Source organism: Neisseria macacae ATCC 33926 (assembly GCF_022749495.1).
Lineage (GTDB): Bacteria > Pseudomonadota > Gammaproteobacteria > Burkholderiales > Neisseriaceae > Neisseria > Neisseria macacae.
The window spans coordinates 1,538,611-1,558,847 of sequence record NZ_CP094241.1; the positions used below are offsets into that span (position 1 = coordinate 1,538,611).

Below are 20,237 nucleotides of genomic sequence, written 5' to 3' on the forward strand. Positions count from 1 at the left end.
ATGAAGATACTACTTGAAAACTATTCCCGCTGGATTGACTTGGCCGACAAGCAGCGTGAAAAGTCTAAAATCGAGCAGCTTTTTGATGGGAAATGTGCCAATAGTGTGCCAAAAAACACAGAAATGAAGATAAGTATAGGATACTTATCGGATATCTTGGTGGAGGCGGGGGGAATCGAACCCCCGTCCGGAAGTCCTCTACAGAGCGTTCTACATACTTAGTCGTGTCTATTTAAAATCTCGTTCCTATCATGCCGACCGACAGGCCTTCTAGGAACCAGTTACCTTAAATCTTATTTCCCGCCAAGTAACCCGGCGGAAAACCAGTCAATGTAGAATGACGTTGCGGTAGCTTGCGCTACACAGCCCATTGACCAACTGCTGCAACGGCAGGCCTTAAGCGGCCAGTGCGTAAGTTTCGTCGTTTGCGACTATTTAGATTCAGTGTTTTACGGGAAATCTGAGACCCCGGTATGCCCGCATCTGCTTTGCAACCCCCGTCGAAACCAAGATCGCCCCCAGATGGGAAAGGTCAATTATACGCATATCGTTATACTTTGCCAAGCAGGACTGTCTTGATGATGAGTTGGATTGGGATGGTTGCAGAGATTCGAGGTCGTCTGAAAAATACAGTGAATTCGTTTATAATACCGCTTTCCGATTTTGAGCCTGTTTGAGCATGAAAAAGGTTGAGAAGAATATCTTGGTTTTGCACAGCGCGGAGCAAATGTTTGAGTTGGTCGATAAGGTTGAAGACTATCCGAAATTTTTGCCCTGGTACAGTAAAACTGAAGTAATCGAACGAAAAAACAATGAGTTGAAAGCGCGTCTTTTTATGGACTATATGCGCGTGCGCCAATCATTTGCTACGCACAATCACAATATTCCCGGTAAGGAAATCCGAATGGATTTGTTGGAAGGACCTTTTAAAATCTTGCGGGGAACATGGAAATTCTTAGATTTGGGCGACGATATGTGCAAAGTTGAATTTAAATTGGAATATGAATTTTCCAACTCTGTCTTATCTGCCATGATTTCGCCTGTTTTCAGCCATTTGTCCGGAGCATTGGTTGATGCGTTCGTTAAAGAAGCGGATCGCCGTTATGCTTGAGATTGAAGTCGTTTACGGTTTGCCTGACAAGCAAGTGTTGAAAAAAATGAATGTGCAAAATGGCTGCACGGCGCGTGAAGCGGTATGTCAAAGCGGGCTGGATGAAATATTTTCTGAATTGGACTTACAAATTGCTCCGCTGGGAATTTTTGGCAAATCAGTTAAAAGTGAGACGCTTCTTCGCGATAAAGACCGGATTGAGATTTATCGCCCATTATTGATCGATCCCAAAGAGGCACGCCGCAAACGTGTACAAAATCAGGATTGATAGTTAACTTGGGTCGTCTGAAACCATTTTCAGACGACCTTTTATCGAAATTGACCGCATTTTCTGCGGTATTGAGAAATAATTATGTCGAATAAAATCAAAATGATCGTCGGATTGGGAAATCCCGGGGGCGAATACGAACAAACCCGCCATAATGCAGGATTTTGGTTCTTAGACGAACTTGCGTGGCAGTGGAAAGTATCATTTAAAGAAGAGAAAAAATTCTTTGGTGAGGTGGCGCGGGCGAATCTGCCCGATGGCGATGTTTGGCTGCTTAAACCCATGACTTTTATGAATCGTTCCGGCCAATCTGTTACCGCACTCGCACAGTTTTACAAAATCAAGCCCGAAGAGATACTGGTTGTGCATGACGAATTGGACATTCCTTGCGGCCGTATCAAATTTAAACTTGGTGGCGGAAATGGGGGGCATAACGGCTTGAAAGATATCCAAGCCCGTCTTGGTACACCTGACTATTACCGTTTGCGTTTGGGTATAGATCATCCGGGTGACCGTAACCTCGTTGTCGCTTATGTATTGAACAAGCCAAGCGCAGAACACCGCCAACAGATTGACGAGGCAATTGCCAAATCATTAAAAGCGATGCCGAAAATAATGGCAGGCGAATGGGAAGAAGCTACACGTTTCCTACACAGCAAGTAAATAATATGTTGTGTACGTCATTATCCACCCTCCTCTTTTGAAAAATTCCCTATATGTCTCAGATTTTAGAATTAATCCAGAATGAACCCATCGGCGTAGTGGAAGAAACCCTTGATTTCCTGCTGTACGAATGCAGTATAGATGATGCACCGACAACAGAGGAAGTTGAACAATGGTGCGACATATTGAACGGACGCGGCAACAAATTCATCCGCCTTGCGGCTATCTGCCAAACTTGGTTGGATGAGGAACAAAAATGAAGTTTTACATCAATAAATTCAGTCTGTTGGCTATCGTTTGGTTTGTGGCCGGTATCTATTCTTTGATTTTCAAGGAATCTGGCAATACGCCGCCACCGTTTCCCAATTTCGACAAAGTAGCCCACTTCGCTTTGTTTTTTGCCCAGATTTGGTTATTGGCAAAATCTTATATTCACGAAAAAGCAAAAATTCCGTATCTCGGTTTGTTGATATTCGCACTTCTGTTTGCTGTTGGAAGCGAATGGGCTCAAGCCACTTTCACGACAACACGCGAAGGCTCTATCGGTGACGGCATTGCAGACATGTTGGGTACAGGTGCCGCGCTGTGGGTTGCATCAAAAATTAATGCATCTAAAAATCCATCTTCCTCTCAATCCAATTAACTACCCTCCCCTATTTACTCTACAAAGCTATCTGAAAGCCGGGTCCAAATATATTTGTGAATCGCTCCTGACGGTTAGATAGGCTGTTCAATTCATTTATTAATAAACAAAATTACTTTTAAATATAATGATATCTATTCGCATGTAGGCATTAATATCTGTGAAATCAGCATTTCAGACGACCCATCAATCGTTTCCAATATTATTTTTTAAAATTATACTTGACCGCCTACATGCAATTACTTAAAGTAGCCGTCTATTTATACAAAGAAAAACGGGTACTCCCGTTAACGAAAAAATGAGCGCAATCACCCCACCCAAAATCACTAAATTCGACAGCAAGCCGACGGATGTTTATTTCTTCGGCACCTGCGTCCTCGATCTTTTCATGCCCGAAGCAGGCATGGATGCCATTACTTTAATCGAGCAGCAAGGCATACGGGTTCATTACCCGATGGCGCAAAGTTGCTGCGGCCAACCCGCCTACTCTTCCGGTCATCCGACCGAGGCGTTTGATGTCGCCAAAGCGCAACTCGACCTTTTCCCTGAAAACTGGCCAATCGTCGTACCGTCCGGCTCGTGCGGCGGCATGATGAAACATCACTGGCCTACTCTGTTTAAAAATACAGAATACGAATCCAAAGCGGTTGATTGTGCCAACCGCATCATTGAGTTTACTCATTTCTTGCTTGCCATCGGCTATAAGCCTGAAGACAAAGGCGAACCGGTCAAAGTCGCCGTCCACACTTCCTGCGCCGCCCGCCGCGAAATGAATGTCCATATTTCAGGCTGGCAGTTGATTGACGGCATGGAAAACGTTGAACGCATCGTTCACGACCATGAAAGCGAATGTTGCGGCTTCGGCGGTACATTCTCCGTCAAACAAGCCGATATTTCCGGCGCGATGGTAACCGACAAAGTTGCCGCGCTGAAAGAAACCGGTGCGACCGAAATCATCAGCGCGGACTGCGGCTGCATGATGAACATCGGCGGCAAAATCGCTAAGGACGAACCGAATATGCCGCGTCCGAAACACATCGCATCCTTCTTGTTGGAACGCACCGGAGGCAAAGCATGAGCGCGCGCGAAAATATTTTGGCAAAACTGAAAAAAGCCGACGCATTGCCGATGGAAGAGCCTGCGGTTTTCGATTATTACCGTGAAATGGGTGTTTCTTGGGACAGCGAAGTTGAGCGCCTGAAACATTGGGCTGCCGCTATGCGCGCCGTCAAAACTGAAATTTATTGGGTGACCAAAACCGGCTGGCCGCAAGTATTCCGTCAAGCAGCCGAAGGCAAAGGTTTGAAAAACATCCTGCTGCCGTTGGCGACTGAACACGGACAAATCGCCCGTGCCGCGCTGGTGGACAGCAATATCGAACCGATTGCTTTCGAGCGCGAAATCGATACTTGGAAAACTGAGTTTTTCGCGAACATCGATGCAGGCTTTAGCGGCTCGCAATGCGGCATCGCCCGCACCGGTACGCTGATGCTGTTTTCCAGCCCTGAAGAGCCGCGTACTTTAAGCCTTGTTCCGCCCGTGCATTTCTGCCTGTTTGATACGGCGAAAATGTATAACGAATTTCACAACGCCGTCGAAGGTGAAAAACTGGTGGAAAACGGTATGTCGACCAATGTTTTCCTGATTTCCGGCCCGTCCAAAACCGCAGACATCCAACTGACGCTTGCTTATGGCGCACACGGTCCACGTGATTTGGTCATTCTCGCCATCCTGCCTGACCACATTTCCCCTGCCGATTTGGAGGAAAACGCATGACTACGCAAACCATCAAGTTCCACATGAAGCCGGAAACTTTCAAACAAAACGCCGCAATTTCCCTTCAAGACAAGCCTTTGCGTAAGAGTCTGCGTACCGCGATGGATATGCTGATGACCAAGCGCAAAGCCGTTTTGAGCGACGAAGAAGAGCTGCAAAGCCTGCGTGATTTGTGCGAACACGTCCGTCAGCGCTCATTGTCTAAATTGCCCGCCCTACTGGAGCAATTGGAAGAAAACCTGACTAAGCTAGGCGTAAAAGTACACTGGGCGGAAACGCCGGCCGAAGCCTGCGAAATCATCCACGACATCATTACTGCCAAAAACGGCAAGCTGATGGTCAAAGGCAAATCTATGGTCAGCGAGGAAATCGAGCTGAACCATTATCTTGAAGCAAAAGGCATTAAAGCAGTGGAAAGCGACTTGGGCGAGTTTATCGTCCAAATGGCAGGCGAAAAACCGACCCATATCGTGATGCCCGCCATTCACAAAACCAAAGAACAGGTTAGCGAACTTTTCCACCAAAATCTTGGAACTCCGCTTACGGACGATGTAGACCAACTGACCGGCTTCGCCCGCAAAGCCCTGCGCGATATTTACAGCACTGCCGATGTCGGTTTGAGCGGCGTAAACTTTGCTGTTGCTGAAACAGGTACACTGTGTCTGGTGGAAAACGAAGGCAACGGTCGCTTGAGTACTACCGTACCGCCCGTGCATATCGCCATTACCGGTATTGAAAAAGTTGTGGCGAAATTGTCCGACATTCCTCCCTTATACAGCCTACTGCCACGTTCCGCCATCGGTCAGAACATTACCACCTATTTCAACATGATTACCGGCCCGCGCCGCAGCAAAGAGCTGGACGGTCCGCAGGAAATGCACTTGGTTCTGCTCGACAATGGACGCAGCCAAGCCTACGCCGAAGACCAAATGCGCCGAACCTTGCAATGTATCCGTTGTGGCGCGTGTATGAACCATTGTCCGGTTTATACCCGTATCGGTGGCGCGGCATACGGCACAACCTATCCCGGTCCTATCGGCGAGATTATTTCTCCGCACCTGTTGGGTCTGGATGCCACCCGCGACCTGCCAACCGCCTGCACCATGTGCGGCGCGTGCGTGGAAGTCTGTCCGGTACGCATCCCGATTACCGAGCAAATGCAGCGTCTGCGCGTTGAAGCGCAACGTTCACCGTCCGAAGTCGTACCGCATCCTATCCGCGGACAAGGTGCATCGCATACCTTCGGCGAACAAATGGCATGGCGCACATTCAACGGCATTTTCAGCGGCAGCAAAGCCTACCGTGCCTTCGGTTGGGCGGCCACCAAATTCCGTGCATTGACGCCAAGCAAGCAAATGGGCTGGACGGACAACCGCGTTCCGATGAAACCTGCCAAGAAAACGCTGCATGAAATGATGGCGGAAAAGGAAAAAATGCGCCAAAAAGAAAAAGCGTAAAGCTGAAAATCGATAAAGACGTATATTTGCCATCTAAACGGCAAAGGTCGTCTGAAAATCATAAACTGCACATTAGTAAGCCGGATACCAAATCCAGCTTGATCATGTGCAGTTTTTTATAACTTAATAGGCATATCTAGGATATATATAGTCAATTAAAAACAAAATGGTACAATACTCAATTTTTAAGGTCTAACCATGGCATACTCTGCGGACTTAAGAAACAAAGCTTTAAACTATTACGAACAATGCAAAAACATCAGCCAAACCGCAGCAACGTTTAACTTGTCAAGAAACACGCTTTACCTGTGGATTCGCCTTAAAAAACAAACAGGCAGCCTAAAACATCAAGTTACCGGTCTAAATGCCGTCAAATTGGATAGGCAAAAACTGGCTCAATATGTTGGGCAACACCCGGATGCCTATCTGCATGAAATCGCCAAACATTTTGATTGTACGCCAGCCGCCGTTTGCTATGCACTCAAACAGATGGGGATGACGCGCAAAAAAAGACCACCACTTACAAAGAACAAGACCCGGCCAAAGTAACGCATTATTTGACACAGCTGGCCGAATTTTCCGACTACCAACGCGTTTATTTGGATGAAACAGGATTTGACCGCTACCTGTTCCGTCCCTATGCCCGCAGCCCGAAAGGGCAAATAGTGAAAGCGCAGATAAGTGGAAAAAGATACCGACGCTTATCTCTGGTGTCCGCACAAGTCGGCAACCGGCTGATTGCTCCGATGGTTTATCAAAATACGATGACCGGAGTCTTTTTTGAAGCGTGGTTTCAGCAATGCCTACTGCCCGCATTGACTCAAAAATCGGTGATTATTTTAGATAATGCACGATTTCACCGTATGGGTGTCTTACGGGAAATGGCGGAAAAATGGGGACATAAGGTATTGCCTCTTGCACCTTATTCACCTGAGCTCAACCCGATTGAGAAGGTGTGGGCGAATATTAAGCGGTATCTGCGAACCGTATTGTCTGATTACGCCCGATTTGACAATGCGTTACTGTCCTATTTTGATTTTAATTGACTATAGTAGATTAACTTTAAACCAGTACGGCGTTGCCTCGCCTTAGCTCAAAGAGAACGATTCTCTAAGGTGCTGAAGCACCAAGTGAATCGGTTCCGTACTATCTGTACTGTCTGCGGCTTCATCGCCTTGTCCTGATTTAAATTTAATCCACTATAAAAAGAGTTTTCAAGGATAAAGGTCGTCTGAAACCGTGTTTGAAGCATTGGCTTTGTAAACACAGTTTTCAGACGACCTTGTTTATTGGGAATAGGCAAAAACGATTAATAATCCACTTTAATCTTGGGCGTTTCCTGCGCCGCTTCGTATTCTTCTTCCAACTCAAACCGCAGCGGATACAAATCCAGCTTTTCCATCAACAGGCGGTCGCCGTCTTCGTCGGGGTTTTCGGTGGTTAAGAGCTTGTCGCCGTAGAAAATCGAGTTCGCACCCGCCATGAAACACATTGCTTGCATGGATTCGGGCATATTGCTGCGCCCTGCCGACAGGCGGACGTAGCTGTGCGGCATGGTAATCCGCGCTGCGGCGATGGTACGGACGAACTCAGTCCAGTCCAAATCTTCGGCATCGGCCAGCGGCGTACCTTCCACTTTGACCAACTGGTTAATCGGTACACTTTCGGGCTGCGGGTCGAGGTTGGCGAGGCTGGCAATCAGTCCAGCACGCTCGGCGCGAGTCTCGTTCATGCCGACGATGCCGCCGCAGCAGACTTTCAAACCGGCGTTGCGGACTTTGCCCAAGGTGTCCATGCGGTCTTCGTGTTTGCGCGTGTGGATAATGTCGTTGTAGCGGTCGGGGTCGGTGTCAAGGTTGTGGTTGTAATAGTCCAAACCTGCTTTTTTGAAGTCTTCCGCCATGCCGTCTTCAAGCATACCGAACGTGCCGCAGGTTTCCATGCCCAATCCTTTGACGGCTTTGATGATTGCGGAAACCGTCTCCACGTCTTTCGGTTTTGGGCCGCGCCATGCCGCGCCCATGCAGAAACGGCTTGCGCCGCGCGATTTGGCGATTTTGGCTTTTTCGACGATTTCATCCACATCCATCATCTGCTCTTTGCCCAGATTGGTGTTGTGGTGCGCCGATTGCGGGCAGTAAGCGCAGTCTTCGGGGCAGCCGCCGGTTTTGATGGATAACAGCGTGGAAAGTTGGATTTCGCGCGGGTTGAAATTTTGGCGGTGGATTTCGGCGGCTTGGTAAACGAGGTCGAGGAAGGGCAGCCCGAACAGGGCTTCGACATCGCATTTTTTCCAATAACGCGCGGTCGGATGCGGCTTGCGCTCGGTCTTTCGGCGCAAGGCGACGGGAGAGATGGTCATAGTGTGTTCTTTCGTGTTTACAGCGGCGCAATGACGCTGACTGCCTGACTGCCGGCGCAATGACGGCAGCGGCGTGGTTAGATAAGTTGACATCGATGTTATTTGCCTCAAAGGGTGAAATCATTCAAACACTTGAACAATTTTGGCAGCCCATAAAATCATAAGACTGCCACCCTACTCTCGATGCCGCATGGAGTGTAACGCTTTTGAAAACTCAGGGCAAAATTTTTTAGCTTCTCATTCAAGAAATAAACTGAATTTCCTATTTCTATTGATGGAAACCAAATTTTCAGACGACCTCCAACAAGCGGAACAAATTTATCCATGTGCGATATTGGCGGATAAGCAGATTCAAACTAGAATCGATTAATTAATCACATTGCACTATGACTATAAATTAAAAAAGGAATATGATGAATCAGCCTAAAATTAAAGCATATTGGAAATCTGCCGCTATGCTGCTGGTTGCATTTGGCGTACAAGCACTCTTGTTTTTATTATTGCTTTACATGTATGTTTTAGATAAAGGAAATCCGTCCGTTTTAGAGATATCGGGCAGTGTTTTGATTTTCGCTTCCCATGCACTACCCGCCATGCTGCTATGCACCCTTGTCGCGAAACGTTTGTGCTTGCGGCGCAGTGTAGCAGGAACGCTGTTGTTTGCATTGCTTTCAGCGGCAGGTGTGGTAATCACGATTGCGGCATCTGAAGGGATATTGATGCTGATATATCAGCGTTCAACGACATTGGATTGGCAAATATACACCGGAGTTGGAATAATGGGGGCAATTGCAGGCGCGATTGCTTCTTTGCTGTTGCCGAGGTCGTCTGAAAGCAAATCCCTCAATAAATAGTGACATAGTTTTGACGATTGTATTTTGGATAGATATTTGCGCTATAGACTAAAGGTCGTCTGAAACTTAGTTTCAGACGACCTTTTTCCTTAATAAAGATGGACAGTTTGCCTTCTATACAAACCACTGAACTAGCCTGCCAATTGCGGGAAAATAGATTTCAATCCGGCGACGATGATTTCTACGGAGACGGCGGCAAGCATCATGCCCATGATGCGGTTGAGGATGGTCAGTCCTGTCGTGCCCAGTTTTTTGCTGATTCGCCCGGCGACGATGAGGATGGCGTAGCAAATCAGGCTGACGAGGAAGCCTGCGGTGAGGATCAAAGCAATATCGCTGTAATTTTTGGCAGCTGAGGCGTAGATGATGACGGTAGAGATACCGCCCGGACCGATGGTGATGGGGATGGCGACGGGAACGACGGCGATGGCTTTGGCGTTTTTCTGGATGTGTGGTACAACGCCCTCCTCCTTGTCTCCACCGATATTTTGTTTGGCGGGGTTGTCATTGCCGTTCATCATGGAGATGGCGATAAGCAATACCAAAATACCGCCGCCGACTTGGAAAGAGCCGACGCTGATGCCCAATATTTTCAACAACATCCCGCCCGTCAAGGTGAAGACGGCAATGACGATAAAGACGGCGAGCGCGGCGGTGCGGGCGATGCGACGTTTTTCTTTGGTGCTGTGATCCTGCGTCAAATCGAGGTAAATCGAAAGCGCGCTGAACGGGTTGATCAGTACAAGGAAGGCAACCAAAAGTTTGCCGATTTCTACACCTAATTCCATTTTTTATTCCCTTATTGGTTTTTTGTAGAGACGTTTACGTCCGCTTTGTCGTTGAATTCGTAGCGGCGTTTGGTTTTGTGCTCGCTGGAAATACCCATGAGCAGCGCAAGTACGGTCATGATGGAGAGTGTTGCAGTGCCGCCATAGCTGACCAACGGCAGGGGAACGCCGACAACGGGCAAAATGCCGCTGACCATGCCCATGTTCACAAAGGCGTAGCAGAAAAAGGTCATGGTCAATGCGCCGGCAAGCGTGCGGCTGTAAAGCGATTGGGCTTTGGCGGCAATCAGCAGTCCGCGCGTCAGGATAACGAGGTAAACCAGCAGCAGCAAGATGTTGCCGATCAAACCGAATTCTTCGCCATATACGGCAAAAATGAAGTCGGTCGTGGACTCTGGAATGTAATCCAAATGCGTTTGTGTGCCGTTGAGCCAGCCTTTCCCCCAGACACCGCCCGAACCGATGGCAATCATGGACTGGATGATGTGGTAGCCTGCGCCCAAAGGGTCCTGCGTCGGGTCAAACAGCGTCAGGACGCGGGTTTTCTGATAGTCGTGCATCCCGTAGTTCCACAAAAGCGGCAATGCAGCAACAAAGGCAATGATGGCGGCAAAGATGACTTTCCACGGCAGACCTGCGAAAAAGACAATGAAAATACCCGATGCCATAATCAAAACCGCCGTACCCAAGTCGGGCTGTTTCAAAATCAGCGCAACGGGGATGAGGATCAAAAGCATGGCGATGACGTAGTGAAACCATTTCAGACGACCTTCGTGCCGCTGGAAGTACCAAGCGACGGTCATGGGCAGGACGATTTTCATGATTTCGGACGGCTGGATGCGCGTGAAACCCAGCTCCAGCCAGCGTGTAGAGCCATTGACGGTTACGCCCGCGACTTCGACGGCGACAAGCAGCAACACGCCAATCAGGTACATCGGCAGCGCAACCTTTGCGGCATCACGCGGCTTGAACGAGGCGACAAACCACAGCAGGGCGAAGCCGACAACCGTATGCAGGGTTTTGTGTTCAAGCTGGCCGAAATCCTGCCCGTCCGCCGAATAGAGTAAGAACAGGCTCATGACGTAGATGGCAAGCATGGGGAAAAACAGCCACGGGTCTATCGGAGCAGATACGGTGCGCTTGATTTTTGCCCACATTCCGACCGTTTCATTCATGATTTGCTTCCTCCTGTTTCAGACCGTAGGCTTTTTGGAATATGGTCGGCGGTTGGGGTTGTGTGCGGTGTTGTTGCGGTTCGGGCATTCCGCCTGCGTCGGGGTCGTCTGAAAACTGCTGCGGCTTGACGTTGAGCATATAAAAATCGGTCAGGCTGCGGGCAAGCGGTGCGGCGTAGGCACCCCAGCCGCCGTTTTCCAGAATCACGGCAATGGCGATTTCAGGTTTTTCCAAGGGAGCGAACGAAATAAACCACGCATGGTCGCGGTGTTGCTCGCGCAAGGCTGCGGCGTTGTAACGACCGCCCTGCTTAATTTGCACAACCTGCGCCGTGCCCGTTTTGCCGCCCATGCTGTAAGCCAATCCGCCGCCGATGCGGTGTGCCGTACCGCCCGGTTTCAAGACTTTCTCCATCGCCTGTTTGACGTATTCGAAGTTATCTTGTTTGAACGGGATTTTGTATTCAGGATTGGGATTGATACGCGTGATTTTGCGTTTGTCGAAATCCAACAATTCTTTTACCAAATGCGGCTGATAAACCACGCCGTTATTGGCGAGCGAAGCGGTGGCGTGTGCCATTTGCAGCGGGGTGTAAGCGTTGTAACCCTGCCCGATGCTGACTGAGACCATCTCGCCTGCGCGCCATTCTTTGGCGGTAGGATCGGACGATTTGGCAAAGCGTTTCGCCTTCCATTCGCGGCTGGGCAAAACACCCGTATATTCGCTGGGCAGGTCGATGCCGGTTTTTTTGCCGAAACCGAATTGCGCTAAATACGGCGACGCTTTGTCTATGCCCATTTCGTAGCCCAAGCGGTAGAAAAAGGTATCGGACGACACCTGTATCGCCTTGCTCAAATTCGCTGAACCGTGACCGCTGCGTACGGAATCTCGGAAAATGTGGCGGCTGCCGGGGATGCTCCATGCGCCGGGCGCGGGAACGACCGTCGTTTGGGTAATTTTGCCGCTTTCCAGCAAAGCCATGCCCATAAACGGCTTAAACGTCGAGCCCGGCGGATACAGACCTTGCGTTACGCGGTTGACCAACGGCTTTTTCCAGTCATCATTCAAGGCTTTCCAAGTTTCGCTGTCGATGCCGTCGATAAAGAGGTTGGGATCGAAAGAAGGCTTGGAAACGAAAGCCAACACTGTACCGTCTTGCGGATTAATGGCGACAATCGCCCCGCGCCTATCTCCCAATATTTTGTCCGCCTCTTGTTGCATGCGGATGTCCATGCCCAAGCGCAAAGTTTGCCCCATGCGCGACGGCACGTTTTTCAAGACGCGAACAATATTGCCGTAAGCGTCTTTTTCCACTTCTTGATAGCCGGGCGCGCCATGAAGCTGCGGTTCGTAATATTTTTCCAGCCCCGATTTGCCGATGTGCGTGCTGCCGCGATAGAGCGCAGTCAAGCCCTCTTCTTCCAAAATTTCCTGATCTTTATCGCTGATGCGGCCGATGTAGCCTAAAAAGTGTGAAGTCAGTTTGCCATAAGGATACTCGCGGAAAGTGCGCGAATTGACTTCTACACCTTTAAATTCATTAAGATGCACGGACAATTTCGCCGCTTCTTCATCTGTCAGGCGCAGCTTAAGCGGGATGTTTTCAAATTTGCGGTAGCTTTCGCGGTATTTGTGGAAACGCTTCAAATCAGTAGGCGTAATGTCGACATACTTCCGCAGGGCTTCGATGACATCCTCCATCTTGCCCTCAATGCGGCTGGGGATGACTTCCAGCGAAAACACGGGATAGTTTTTTGCCAGCGGTACGCCGTTGACATCTACGATTTCGCCGCGGACGGGCGGGGTCGGAATTAATGTGATGCGGTTGCTGGATGCCTGCCCGGAAAAATCGTCATGCCGGAACACCTGCAAATAGACAAACCGCGCCACCAATGCGGCAAACAAAACCACAATCAGGATAAACGCCACCAGCAGACGCAATAAAGAATCGGCTTGCGCCGCCTTTGCAGTTTGTGTTTTACCGCTACCGCCATTTTTCAGACGACGTTTCATAGTATTCAGTATGGACATGGTTTCACGTTATCTGTTGGCGCGATAAAAATTGGTCAGTACCAGCATCAACTGGCTCAAGAAAGGCCAAAGCAGCGCACCTGCCAAAGGCGCGATGAAACTTTGCCAAGTGATGATTTGGTTGTTGAGGAACAGGCGCGCCGCCACCAATACCGCCTGATGGCAGAATAATGCTGCCAATACCGCCCCGATCTGCATGATGTGGCCGTAGAGCATGATTTGACGGCGCGTGTTCAAGACGAAATACACCATGACCGTATAAGACAATGCATGCAGCCCCAAAGTTGCTGCCGTTGCGGCATCGACTATCAAGCCGAGCAAAAACGCAATGCCCATGCCGACGCGTTGGGGATGATGCATAGACCAATAAAGCAGCATCAGCGCAGTCAGTTCAGGCAGCCAAAAAAACACATCAAAGGGAAAAGGCATGAAATCGACAAGCATGGTTACGGCAAAACTTGCCGCAATCACGCCGACGGGCATGGCACGGTAGGAATCGTCAAAATCGTTCATGAATGATTTATTGGGAAGAATGGGAAGAAGACAGAACCAAAACAAAGCGGCTGCGGCGCAAGGCGGCAAACGGGGTCAGTTCTGTGTCGTAATAAGGCGTACCTGAAGCACGGACGACTTTATCCACGCGGGCTACGGGAATACCTGCCGGATAAATGCCATCCAAGCCGGAAGTAATCAAAACATCCTGCGGCTTCAAATCCGAGCCCGTCGGGAAATAACGCAAATCCAAACCCACGCCATTGCCGTAGGCGAGATTGCGTTCGCCCGTACGCTCAACAGCAACGGGGACGATACTTTGTGCAGCCGCCATCAGCTCGACTTCCGCGCTGTTTGCATGAACCAATGTAATCCGCCCGATTAAGCCGTTTTGGTCGATAACGGCATCGCCTGCCGCCACCCCTTCGCCACTGCCTTTATTGATAATCAAACGCTCGGACAGCGGGTCTTTGCCACTGGACAATACTTCAGCACCGATGACATTGCTGATGCCTTTTTGTTGCAAGCCGTATAGCTTTTTCAGCTCCTGCAATTCGCTCAGGTTGACCTTATCGCGTTGAAGCTGGATTTTCAGACGACCGTTTTCCTCCAAAAGGAGACGGTTTTGTTCCAACAGCTCGGTTTGTGATTGAGATTGGTTGGAAAAATATTGATAGAGACGGACCGGCTGGTTTGCCAACCATTGCACCGGATAAAGAATCTCTGCTGCCGCAGTGCGCACGGGCTGCATCAGGTTGAAACGGCCGTCCGCCACCATAATGCCTGCGCCCAGTAACAAATACGCAATAAAACGAGGCAACAGCTTTTGGCCCTTTGCCTCGTCAAACCGTAAAGAAGAATGTTCCATTTCAGCCTGCCTTACGGGTTATCCACAAAGACGGCATTCCATTTGCCGATATAATCCAAGGCTTTGCCCGCACCATAAGCCACACAGTTCAAAGGCTGGTCGGCAATACCGACAGGCAGCCCCGTCGCATCCGCCAAAACCGTATCCATACCGTGCAGCAGCGCGCCACCGCCCGTCAACATAATTCCCCTGTCGGCAATATCGCCGGCCAACTCAGGCGGAGCCTGTTCCAAAGCAAGGCGCACGGCGCGGATAATCTGATTAACCGTTTCGCTCAAAGCCTCGCGCACCTCTTCCGAAGTAATGGCAAGCGACTTGGGCGTACCTTCCGCCAAATCGCGACCTTTAATCCGCATAGCGGTTTCGGTTGCAAAACCGGAGGCAGAACCGATTGTTTTCTTCAATTCCTCAGCCGTTGCTTCACCAATCAACACGCCGCGATGACGGCGCAGATAATGCACGATACTCTTATCAAACTCATCGCCTGCCGCACGGACGGAGGCGGAATAAGCCATACCGCCCAACGACAAAATGCCGATTTCCGTTGTGCCGCCGCCGATATCCACCACCATCGAACCGGCAGTATCTTCAATCGGCAAACCCGCACCCAAAGCAGCCGCCATCGGCTCCTCAATCAAATGTACGGAAGATGCACCTGCGGCAAACGCAGAATCCAAAATTGCCTTTCGTTCCACCTGAGTCGCCCCGCCCGGCACACAGATCACTACGCGCGGCGGCACAACCGAATTGCCTTGTATTGCTTTTTTAATCAACATACCCAGCATACGCTCGGCAATCGTAAAATCAGCAATCACCCCGTCCCGCATAGGACGGACGATTTCAATATTGCGCGGCGCGCGCCCCTGCATTTTCTTGGCTTCCGTACCCACGGCGACAATCTTGCTTTTACCGCCCGTACCCGATTGAACCGCCACCACAGACGGTTCGTCCAAAACAATGCCTTTACCACGCACATAAATCAACGTGTTCGCCGTACCCAAATCAATGGCGATATCGTTGGAGAAAAAACGGGATAAAAAACGAAACATAAAATACCTGAATATCGGCCCAGCACCGATTTTATTTAATTGTTATTCAAAATATTAAAAACATGGAAACAACGCCTTTTCAGACGACCTCCCCACTCCCCGTATGAAACGCATGGCGAAATCACACGCCGTTTGAGTAGTTTTCGGTTATAATTCCTCGTTTCATCGAAGAAGAACGCAATGATACCCCAATAAAGGGGCGTTTGCTATCAGACAAGGATTTTTTATGGCTTTAAGCTTAACCGATGTGGAAAAAATCGCCAAACTCTCACGCCTTTCGCTGACCGAGGAAGAAAAAGGCAAAACCCTCTCAGAATTGAACGACATTTTCGCCATGGTTGAAAAGATGCAGAGCGTGAATACAGACGGTGTCGAGCCGATGGCACACCCCCACGAAGCCGCCCTGCGCCTGCGCGAAGATAAAGTTACCGAAACCGACCATGCCGCCGAATATCAAGCCGTCGCCCCTGAAGTGCGCAACCGCCTGTATATCGTGCCTCAGGTAATTGAAGAATAGATGGAGTTTATCCTTTAGGAAAACCGACAATGAATAAATTTTTGACCACATTATTACTTGGCGTACTCACGGTTAACGCCTACGCTATGCCTAAGGATGACAACAACCCTAAATCCTCTGTATTGCCTGTTGTTCATTCCGAGCAAGCCGTGCATTTGTATGACTACGAAACACCTGATGGGAAATACAGCGCATCACTCTATCCGAACAGTATCAAAAATCTCGGTAATGGTTGGTATTCAACCATTACACGGCATCAATCTGCGGGTTCAGGCAAACATGCCCATATGCTGATTTTAGATTGGGTACATTGCCAAGAACCCAAACAATCTGTTATGAGCGCGATTGCCCTGTTTGACAAAAACGGACAACTTGAAGAGCGTATCGACGTTCACAATTACAATAGTCCCGACAAAATGCCGCAAGAAGCCATTGAGCAGCTGAAAAAGGAAGATTCCAGCGAAACAATGCACAGTGACAAAATGGTGGAAACCGTTTGCAGCCGCGTAAAATAAAAATGTAAGTTATTTTACCTGGTTTAAATATTTGCAGCTTCAGACGACCTGAAAAGGAATTTCTGTGAAACAAGCCTTCATTTATACTGACGACAAGTCCCAGAAATTTTGGATTATCAATTCCGATGGTAGCGACATCATGGTCAATTTCGGCAAACTTGGTGCAACCGGACGTTACCAAATTACCGAATACGACGATGAAATCGAGTGTCAAAAAGCTGCTGACAAGCTCATTACGCAAAAGACCAAAAAAGGCTACAAACCTGCTCCTGATTTTAATTTCATCGACCGCTTTTATTTTGACGATGAAGATTTCGGTCCACATCGCAAAACCTCGCATCCACACTTCGTCCGATACTTAACCGATGATTTCTATTATGACTGCGGTGACGAATAGGCTCCATTTGACAGTGACGAAGGCAGTGATGCGTTGTATGAGCTTGCACAAACTTTCCGCAAAAATGCCGATCTGGATATATTGGCTTTCCCTCAGAAATTGATTTGTGAATATTGGGGTATGGATTACCTGCCGCCTCAAGCAGACCAAACTGCCAAAAGCATTGAAGAACTGTGTAAACAACAGGAAACTGAAGTTTACCAATCCGATAGAGTGATTATTGCTACTACATTCGGCAGCATTAAAATTACAGGTCGTCTGAAACCTGAATTGCAGCAACTTGCCCTACTTGCCATGCAGAGACTTGACATATTGGCACAGCTACGCGGTTGGTGTTTTGCTGGTACTCTGTCTGAGATCAACCAACAAATGGCAGATGACTTGCAACGTTTTGCTGTTGCACAGGCGAACCATTTTCAAACGACCTAACTATGAAACATAAGTGTGCCAAGCCTGTATGCACAATGTCTCCCAAGCGAATCATCAAGATACTGGGCTACCTGCGTGAATATGCTCAACAGTGGAACAAAACATACGAAGAAATCGCGGAGCAAGTCTGTCACGCATTTGCCGATACCCAACTAAAGAACGGAATCGGAATATTGGAAGCCGACTGCGTGGATGACTGGATGGATACCAATAATCCGGAACGTTGCCGCTATCGTGCTGAAGATGAACGGGATTATTGGGAAAATGTCCTTTTTCAAGGACACCGCGTAGGAGAAATCCCACGTTTTAATCCCTGTTCTGCCATCACATTTATGGATAGTATAGGCAGGCATTTCGCCCTACCATATTACTTGCTTTGGGCATTACAAGACCCTGACGGTATGATTGCCGATACATTGGCTTATGCCTTGGAGAACAGCTATTATACCGATGAACTGCTGCTCAACGCTGCTCAACAACGTGCTTTGTTGAATACAGTCCGTTTTCTCGTGGAAATAACGGCAAATACCTACGACGACGGCTACTCTTCATATATTGACAGCCCATGGCAGGCTGCATTTGAACACTTAAATCAAATATTGTCAGATGCCAATATTTTGCCCGATAAAAACTAAGCCTTCCAAAAGAAGGTCGTCTGAAAGAACAAGTACGGTTACAAAACAGTTCTGTTTCGCATACGAATAGAATAGACAAAAAGTACGAAGCAAAGGAATCCCATGTCCACCGAGCAACAACACCTTCACACAGTTGCCGTTAGCCACATCCACCAATGTTTCAACCGTATCAAGAAACAGGCCGAACAGGCAGGTAAAGAAGTTGCCGCATATTATTTCTATCTGGTAGACGACTTTTTCGCCGCAGGCAATGCCGCCATTACCTATCAGGATTTGGCTGCTTTTACCGTCGAACACGCAGACGAATATGAAAATTGCACCATTTTGCAGGCGATTTGGGATGGCAGATGTACCCTTTATGACAGTGAAACCGAGCCTCAGAACGTTTCAGATAACTGGCTGGAAAACCAAAGCGAGCTCTACCAAGCTGCATACCTCAGCATAGAGAACCTAGATGATGATGCTTATCAGCAAAAACGTGCCGAATACGAAACCGCCCTGATAGCCGCACTGCAACAATGCGACCAAGAAGGTCTGTTCGGCAATCGTGCTGAAAACGGTATATTGCTGTTTGCGTTTTATATTGATGATTATGATGAAAATGACGAACAATCACTGCTTTACCGTTCCACCACTCAGCTCAACCAACCGGATACTTACCAAAAATTGATAGGTTGATATTTTCAGACGACCCTGAAATCAGCCTACACCATTAAACCCTTTAAAATCCCGCTTATTTAAACTAAAAGACTCTTATGACCCAATACACCCTCAAACAAGCCAGCCAACTGCTGCAATCCAAGCAAATCTCCGCCGTCGAACTGGCAACCGAATACCTCGCCGCCATTGCTGCGCAGAACCCGGCAATCAACGGCTACATTACTCTCGACCAAGACAAAACCCTCGCCGAAGCCCGTGCCGCCGATGCTCGTATCGCTCAAGGCAACGCCACCGCGCTTACCGGCGTACCCATCGCCTACAAAGACATTTTCTGCCAAACAGGCTGGCGCAGCGCGTGCAGCTCCAAAATGTTGGACAACTTTGTCTCCCCCTACACGGCTACCGTCGTACAAAACCTGCTCGACGAAGGCATGGTAACGCTCGGCCGTACCAATATGGACGAGTTTGCCATGGGTTCGACCAATGAAACCTCGTTCTACGGCGCGACTAAAAACCCGTGGAACCCCGAACACGTTCCCGGCGGTTCGTCCGGCGGTTCCGCAGCCGTCGTTGCTGCACGCCTTGCTCCTGCCGCGCTCGGTTCAGACACCGGTGGCTCTATCCGCCAGCCTGCTTCACACTGCGGCATCACCGGCATCAAACCCACCTACGGCACGGTTTCCCGCTTCGGCATGGTTGCCTACGCTTCCAGTTTCGACCAAGCCGGTCCGATGGCGCAAACCGCCGAAGACTGCGCGATTTTGCTCAATGCGATGGCAAGCTTCGACGAGCGCGATTCCACCAGCTTGGAACGCAGCAAAGAAGACTACACTCGCGATTTGAACAAACCGCTCAAAGGCATGAAAATCGGCCTGCCCAAGGAATATTTCGGCGAAGGCGCGGATGCCGATGTGCAGGCTGCCTTGCAAAACGTCATCGACCTTTTAAAAGCGCAAGGCGCGGAAACCATTGAAGTTTCCCTGCCGCAAACCGCCCTGTCCATCCCCGCTTACTATGTCCTCGCTTCCGCCGAAGCCAGCACCAATCTTTCCCGCTACGACGGCGTGCGCTACGGCCACCGCGCCGCCCAATTCGGCGACCTTGAAGAAATGTACAGCAATACCCGCTCCGAAGGTTTCGGCAGCGAAGTCAAACGCCGCATCATGATCGGTACTTATGTGTTGTCGCACGGCTACTACGATGCCTATTACTTGAAAGCCCAAAAACTGCGCCGCCTCGTTGCCAACGATTTTCAGACGGCCTTCGCGCAATGCAACTTCATCCTCGCTCCGACTGCGCCCACCGCCGCCCCGAAACTCGGCAGCGACATCCACGATCCCGTGCAGATGTACCTTTCCGACATCTACACCATCGCCGTGAATCTGGCAGGATTGCCCGCCCTGACCCTACCCGCAGGTTTCAGCAGCAGCGGACTGCCCATCGGCGTGCAATTTATCGGCAATCACTTCTCCGAAGCCAAAATCCTTGGCGCAGCGCATCAAGTACAGTTGGCAAGTGATTGGCATACGAAAGCACCGGAGTAGAA

At 49.3% G+C, this 20,237-nt stretch carries 24 protein-coding genes and 1 other RNA gene; 17 read left to right on the forward strand and 8 right to left on the reverse strand.

The genetic code is table 11. The features are described from left to right. Positions 1–157: 157 nt before the first annotated feature. Positions 158–520: a transfer-messenger RNA gene (ssrA, locus tag MON40_RS07405) on the reverse strand. A gap of 159 nt (positions 521–679) precedes the next feature. Here ssrA and MON40_RS07410 point away from each other — a divergent pair. The 9 genes from MON40_RS07410 (at position 680) to MON40_RS07450 (ending at position 6,964) form a co-directional block, all read left to right on the forward strand. Beyond that, positions 680–1,111, forward strand: coding sequence for a type II toxin-antitoxin system RatA family toxin (locus tag MON40_RS07410; protein WP_003756250.1), 432 nt, complete (start codon positions 680–682; stop codon positions 1,109–1,111). Then, positions 1,104–1,379, forward strand: coding sequence for an RnfH family protein (locus MON40_RS07415; RefSeq protein ID WP_003778873.1), 276 nt, complete (start codon positions 1,104–1,106; stop codon positions 1,377–1,379). The genes MON40_RS07410 and MON40_RS07415 overlap by 8 nt, the downstream gene beginning before the upstream one ends. Before the next feature lie 84 nt (positions 1,380–1,463). Beyond that, the gene (gene pth / locus MON40_RS07420; protein ID WP_003778875.1) at positions 1,464–2,042 is read left to right on the forward strand and encodes an aminoacyl-tRNA hydrolase; all 579 of its coding nucleotides are present in this window, start codon (positions 1,464–1,466) and stop codon (positions 2,040–2,042) included. A 53-nt stretch (positions 2,043–2,095) separates the two neighbouring features. After that, on the forward strand, positions 2,096–2,302 hold the full coding sequence (locus MON40_RS07425) for a hypothetical protein (RefSeq protein WP_003778877.1): 207 nt from the start codon (positions 2,096–2,098) through the stop codon (positions 2,300–2,302). Then, the gene (locus tag MON40_RS07430) at positions 2,299–2,685 is read left to right on the forward strand and encodes a VanZ family protein (RefSeq protein ID WP_003778880.1); all 387 of its coding nucleotides are present in this window, start codon (positions 2,299–2,301) and stop codon (positions 2,683–2,685) included. The genes MON40_RS07425 and MON40_RS07430 overlap by 4 nt, the downstream gene beginning before the upstream one ends. Before the next feature lie 298 nt (positions 2,686–2,983). After that, entirely contained in the window at positions 2,984–3,763 is a 780-nt protein-coding gene (locus MON40_RS07435; RefSeq protein WP_003763626.1) for a (Fe-S)-binding protein, read from the forward strand. Then, positions 3,760–4,461, forward strand: coding sequence for a LutC/YkgG family protein (locus MON40_RS07440; RefSeq protein ID WP_003778882.1), 702 nt, complete (start codon positions 3,760–3,762; stop codon positions 4,459–4,461). Before MON40_RS07435 ends, MON40_RS07440 begins: the two co-directional genes overlap by 4 nt. After that, positions 4,458–5,918: a LutB/LldF family L-lactate oxidation iron-sulfur protein gene (locus MON40_RS07445; protein ID WP_242925843.1), complete on the forward strand. Its 1,461-nt coding sequence runs from the start codon at positions 4,458–4,460 to the stop codon at positions 5,916–5,918. The genes MON40_RS07440 and MON40_RS07445 overlap by 4 nt, the downstream gene beginning before the upstream one ends. Before the next feature lie 198 nt (positions 5,919–6,116). After that, positions 6,117–6,964 (forward strand): IS630 family transposase gene (locus MON40_RS07450; RefSeq protein WP_242925844.1). Its coding sequence is split into 2 segments (ribosomal slippage): positions 6,117–6,432 and positions 6,432–6,964, totalling 849 coding nucleotides; the frame shifts between segments, so codons are not numbered across the junction. Positions 6,965–7,227: 263 nt separating this feature from the next. On the opposite strand, the gene bioB is transcribed toward MON40_RS07450, so the two are convergent. Continuing rightward, complete coding sequence (bioB, locus tag MON40_RS07455) at positions 7,228–8,280, reverse strand: biotin synthase BioB (protein WP_003778888.1); 1,053 nt, start codon at positions 8,278–8,280, stop codon at positions 7,228–7,230. A gap of 413 nt (positions 8,281–8,693) precedes the next feature. Between bioB and MON40_RS07460 the strand changes: the two genes are divergently transcribed. Further along, a complete protein-coding gene (locus MON40_RS07460; protein WP_147611976.1) occupies positions 8,694–9,134 on the forward strand; it encodes a methionine ABC transporter permease in 441 nt (146 codons plus the stop codon). 131 nt (positions 9,135–9,265) lie between these two features. Here the strand turns inward: MON40_RS07460 and MON40_RS07465 are convergent, their stop codons facing one another. Genes MON40_RS07465 through mreB form a run of 6 tightly spaced genes read right to left on the reverse strand, consistent with a single transcriptional unit; the run spans position 9,266 to position 15,538 of the window. Next, the gene (locus MON40_RS07465; protein WP_003756281.1) at positions 9,266–9,922 is read right to left on the reverse strand and encodes a MarC family protein; all 657 of its coding nucleotides are present in this window, start codon (positions 9,920–9,922) and stop codon (positions 9,266–9,268) included. An 11-nt stretch (positions 9,923–9,933) separates the two neighbouring features. Beyond that, complete coding sequence (rodA, locus tag MON40_RS07470; RefSeq protein ID WP_003778895.1) at positions 9,934–11,097, reverse strand: rod shape-determining protein RodA; 1,164 nt, start codon at positions 11,095–11,097, stop codon at positions 9,934–9,936. Continuing rightward, entirely contained in the window at positions 11,090–13,111 is a 2,022-nt protein-coding gene (gene mrdA, locus MON40_RS07475) for a penicillin-binding protein 2 (RefSeq protein WP_039863103.1), read from the reverse strand. The genes rodA and mrdA overlap by 8 nt, the downstream gene beginning before the upstream one ends. A 27-nt stretch (positions 13,112–13,138) precedes the next feature. Continuing rightward, positions 13,139–13,642, reverse strand: coding sequence for a rod shape-determining protein MreD (gene mreD, locus MON40_RS07480; protein WP_003756286.1), 504 nt, complete (start codon positions 13,640–13,642; stop codon positions 13,139–13,141). 7 nt (positions 13,643–13,649) lie between these two features. After that, positions 13,650–14,489, reverse strand: coding sequence for a rod shape-determining protein MreC (gene mreC / locus MON40_RS07485; RefSeq protein WP_003778898.1), 840 nt, complete (start codon positions 14,487–14,489; stop codon positions 13,650–13,652). 11 nt (positions 14,490–14,500) lie between these two features. Further along, the gene (gene mreB, locus MON40_RS07490) at positions 14,501–15,538 is read right to left on the reverse strand and encodes a rod shape-determining protein (protein WP_003778899.1); all 1,038 of its coding nucleotides are present in this window, start codon (positions 15,536–15,538) and stop codon (positions 14,501–14,503) included. Between the two features lie 226 nt (positions 15,539–15,764). On the opposite strand from mreB, the gene gatC reads away from it, so the two are divergent. From gatC to gatA, 7 genes are all read left to right on the forward strand, one after another. Beyond that, positions 15,765–16,055, forward strand: a complete 291-nt coding sequence (gene gatC / locus MON40_RS07495; protein WP_003778900.1) for an Asp-tRNA(Asn)/Glu-tRNA(Gln) amidotransferase subunit GatC — start codon at positions 15,765–15,767, stop codon at positions 16,053–16,055. A 29-nt stretch (positions 16,056–16,084) separates the two neighbouring features. Then, entirely contained in the window at positions 16,085–16,570 is a 486-nt protein-coding gene (locus MON40_RS07500; RefSeq protein ID WP_003763615.1) for a hypothetical protein, read from the forward strand. A gap of 64 nt (positions 16,571–16,634) precedes the next feature. After that, positions 16,635–16,967, forward strand: coding sequence for a WGR domain-containing protein (locus MON40_RS07505; protein ID WP_003778901.1), 333 nt, complete (start codon positions 16,635–16,637; stop codon positions 16,965–16,967). A gap of 33 nt (positions 16,968–17,000) precedes the next feature. Further along, a complete protein-coding gene (locus MON40_RS07510; RefSeq protein WP_003778902.1) occupies positions 17,001–17,396 on the forward strand; it encodes a hypothetical protein in 396 nt (131 codons plus the stop codon). Between the two features lie 35 nt (positions 17,397–17,431). Further along, a complete protein-coding gene (locus MON40_RS07515) occupies positions 17,432–18,031 on the forward strand; it encodes a DUF6714 family protein (protein WP_003778904.1) in 600 nt (199 codons plus the stop codon). 102 nt (positions 18,032–18,133) lie between these two features. After that, on the forward strand, positions 18,134–18,709 hold the full coding sequence (locus tag MON40_RS07520; RefSeq protein WP_003763632.1) for a DUF4303 domain-containing protein: 576 nt from the start codon (positions 18,134–18,136) through the stop codon (positions 18,707–18,709). A gap of 77 nt (positions 18,710–18,786) precedes the next feature. Continuing rightward, positions 18,787–20,235 (forward strand): Asp-tRNA(Asn)/Glu-tRNA(Gln) amidotransferase subunit GatA, encoded by a 1,449-nt coding sequence (gatA, locus tag MON40_RS07525; protein ID WP_003778906.1) that lies wholly within the window; start codon positions 18,787–18,789, stop codon positions 20,233–20,235. Positions 20,236–20,237: the final 2 nt, after the last annotated feature.

What these genes read in the sequence shown, in the direction of transcription:
- MON40_RS07410 (WP_003756250.1), top strand. Translation starts at nt 680, where the DNA reads ATGAAAAAGGTTGAGAAGAATATCTTGGTTTTGCACAGCGCGGAGCAA.
- MON40_RS07415 (WP_003778873.1), top strand. Translation starts at nt 1,104, where the DNA reads ATGCTTGAGATTGAAGTCGTTTACGGTTTGCCTGACAAGCAAGTGTTG.
- pth (WP_003778875.1), top strand. Translation starts at nt 1,464, where the DNA reads ATGTCGAATAAAATCAAAATGATCGTCGGATTGGGAAATCCCGGGGGC.
- MON40_RS07425 (WP_003778877.1), top strand. Translation starts at nt 2,096, where the DNA reads ATGTCTCAGATTTTAGAATTAATCCAGAATGAACCCATCGGCGTAGTG.
- MON40_RS07430 (WP_003778880.1), top strand. Translation starts at nt 2,299, where the DNA reads ATGAAGTTTTACATCAATAAATTCAGTCTGTTGGCTATCGTTTGGTTT.
- MON40_RS07435 (WP_003763626.1), top strand. Translation starts at nt 2,984, where the DNA reads ATGAGCGCAATCACCCCACCCAAAATCACTAAATTCGACAGCAAGCCG.
- MON40_RS07440 (WP_003778882.1), top strand. Translation starts at nt 3,760, where the DNA reads ATGAGCGCGCGCGAAAATATTTTGGCAAAACTGAAAAAAGCCGACGCA.
- MON40_RS07445 (WP_242925843.1), top strand. Translation starts at nt 4,458, where the DNA reads ATGACTACGCAAACCATCAAGTTCCACATGAAGCCGGAAACTTTCAAA.
- bioB (WP_003778888.1), bottom strand. Translation starts at nt 8,280, where the DNA reads ATGACCATCTCTCCCGTCGCCTTGCGCCGAAAGACCGAGCGCAAGCCG.
- MON40_RS07460 (WP_147611976.1), top strand. Translation starts at nt 8,694, where the DNA reads ATGAATCAGCCTAAAATTAAAGCATATTGGAAATCTGCCGCTATGCTG.
- MON40_RS07465 (WP_003756281.1), bottom strand. Translation starts at nt 9,922, where the DNA reads ATGGAATTAGGTGTAGAAATCGGCAAACTTTTGGTTGCCTTCCTTGTA.
- rodA (WP_003778895.1), bottom strand. Translation starts at nt 11,097, where the DNA reads ATGAATGAAACGGTCGGAATGTGGGCAAAAATCAAGCGCACCGTATCT.
- mrdA (WP_039863103.1), bottom strand. Translation starts at nt 13,111, where the DNA reads ATGAAACGTCGTCTGAAAAATGGCGGTAGCGGTAAAACACAAACTGCA.
- mreD (WP_003756286.1), bottom strand. Translation starts at nt 13,642, where the DNA reads ATGAACGATTTTGACGATTCCTACCGTGCCATGCCCGTCGGCGTGATT.
- mreC (WP_003778898.1), bottom strand. Translation starts at nt 14,489, where the DNA reads ATGGAACATTCTTCTTTACGGTTTGACGAGGCAAAGGGCCAAAAGCTG.
- mreB (WP_003778899.1), bottom strand. Translation starts at nt 15,538, where the DNA reads ATGTTTCGTTTTTTATCCCGTTTTTTCTCCAACGATATCGCCATTGAT.
- gatC (WP_003778900.1), top strand. Translation starts at nt 15,765, where the DNA reads ATGGCTTTAAGCTTAACCGATGTGGAAAAAATCGCCAAACTCTCACGC.
- MON40_RS07500 (WP_003763615.1), top strand. Translation starts at nt 16,085, where the DNA reads ATGAATAAATTTTTGACCACATTATTACTTGGCGTACTCACGGTTAAC.
- MON40_RS07515 (WP_003778904.1), top strand. Translation starts at nt 17,432, where the DNA reads ATGTCTCCCAAGCGAATCATCAAGATACTGGGCTACCTGCGTGAATAT.
- MON40_RS07520 (WP_003763632.1), top strand. Translation starts at nt 18,134, where the DNA reads ATGTCCACCGAGCAACAACACCTTCACACAGTTGCCGTTAGCCACATC.
- gatA (WP_003778906.1), top strand. Translation starts at nt 18,787, where the DNA reads ATGACCCAATACACCCTCAAACAAGCCAGCCAACTGCTGCAATCCAAG.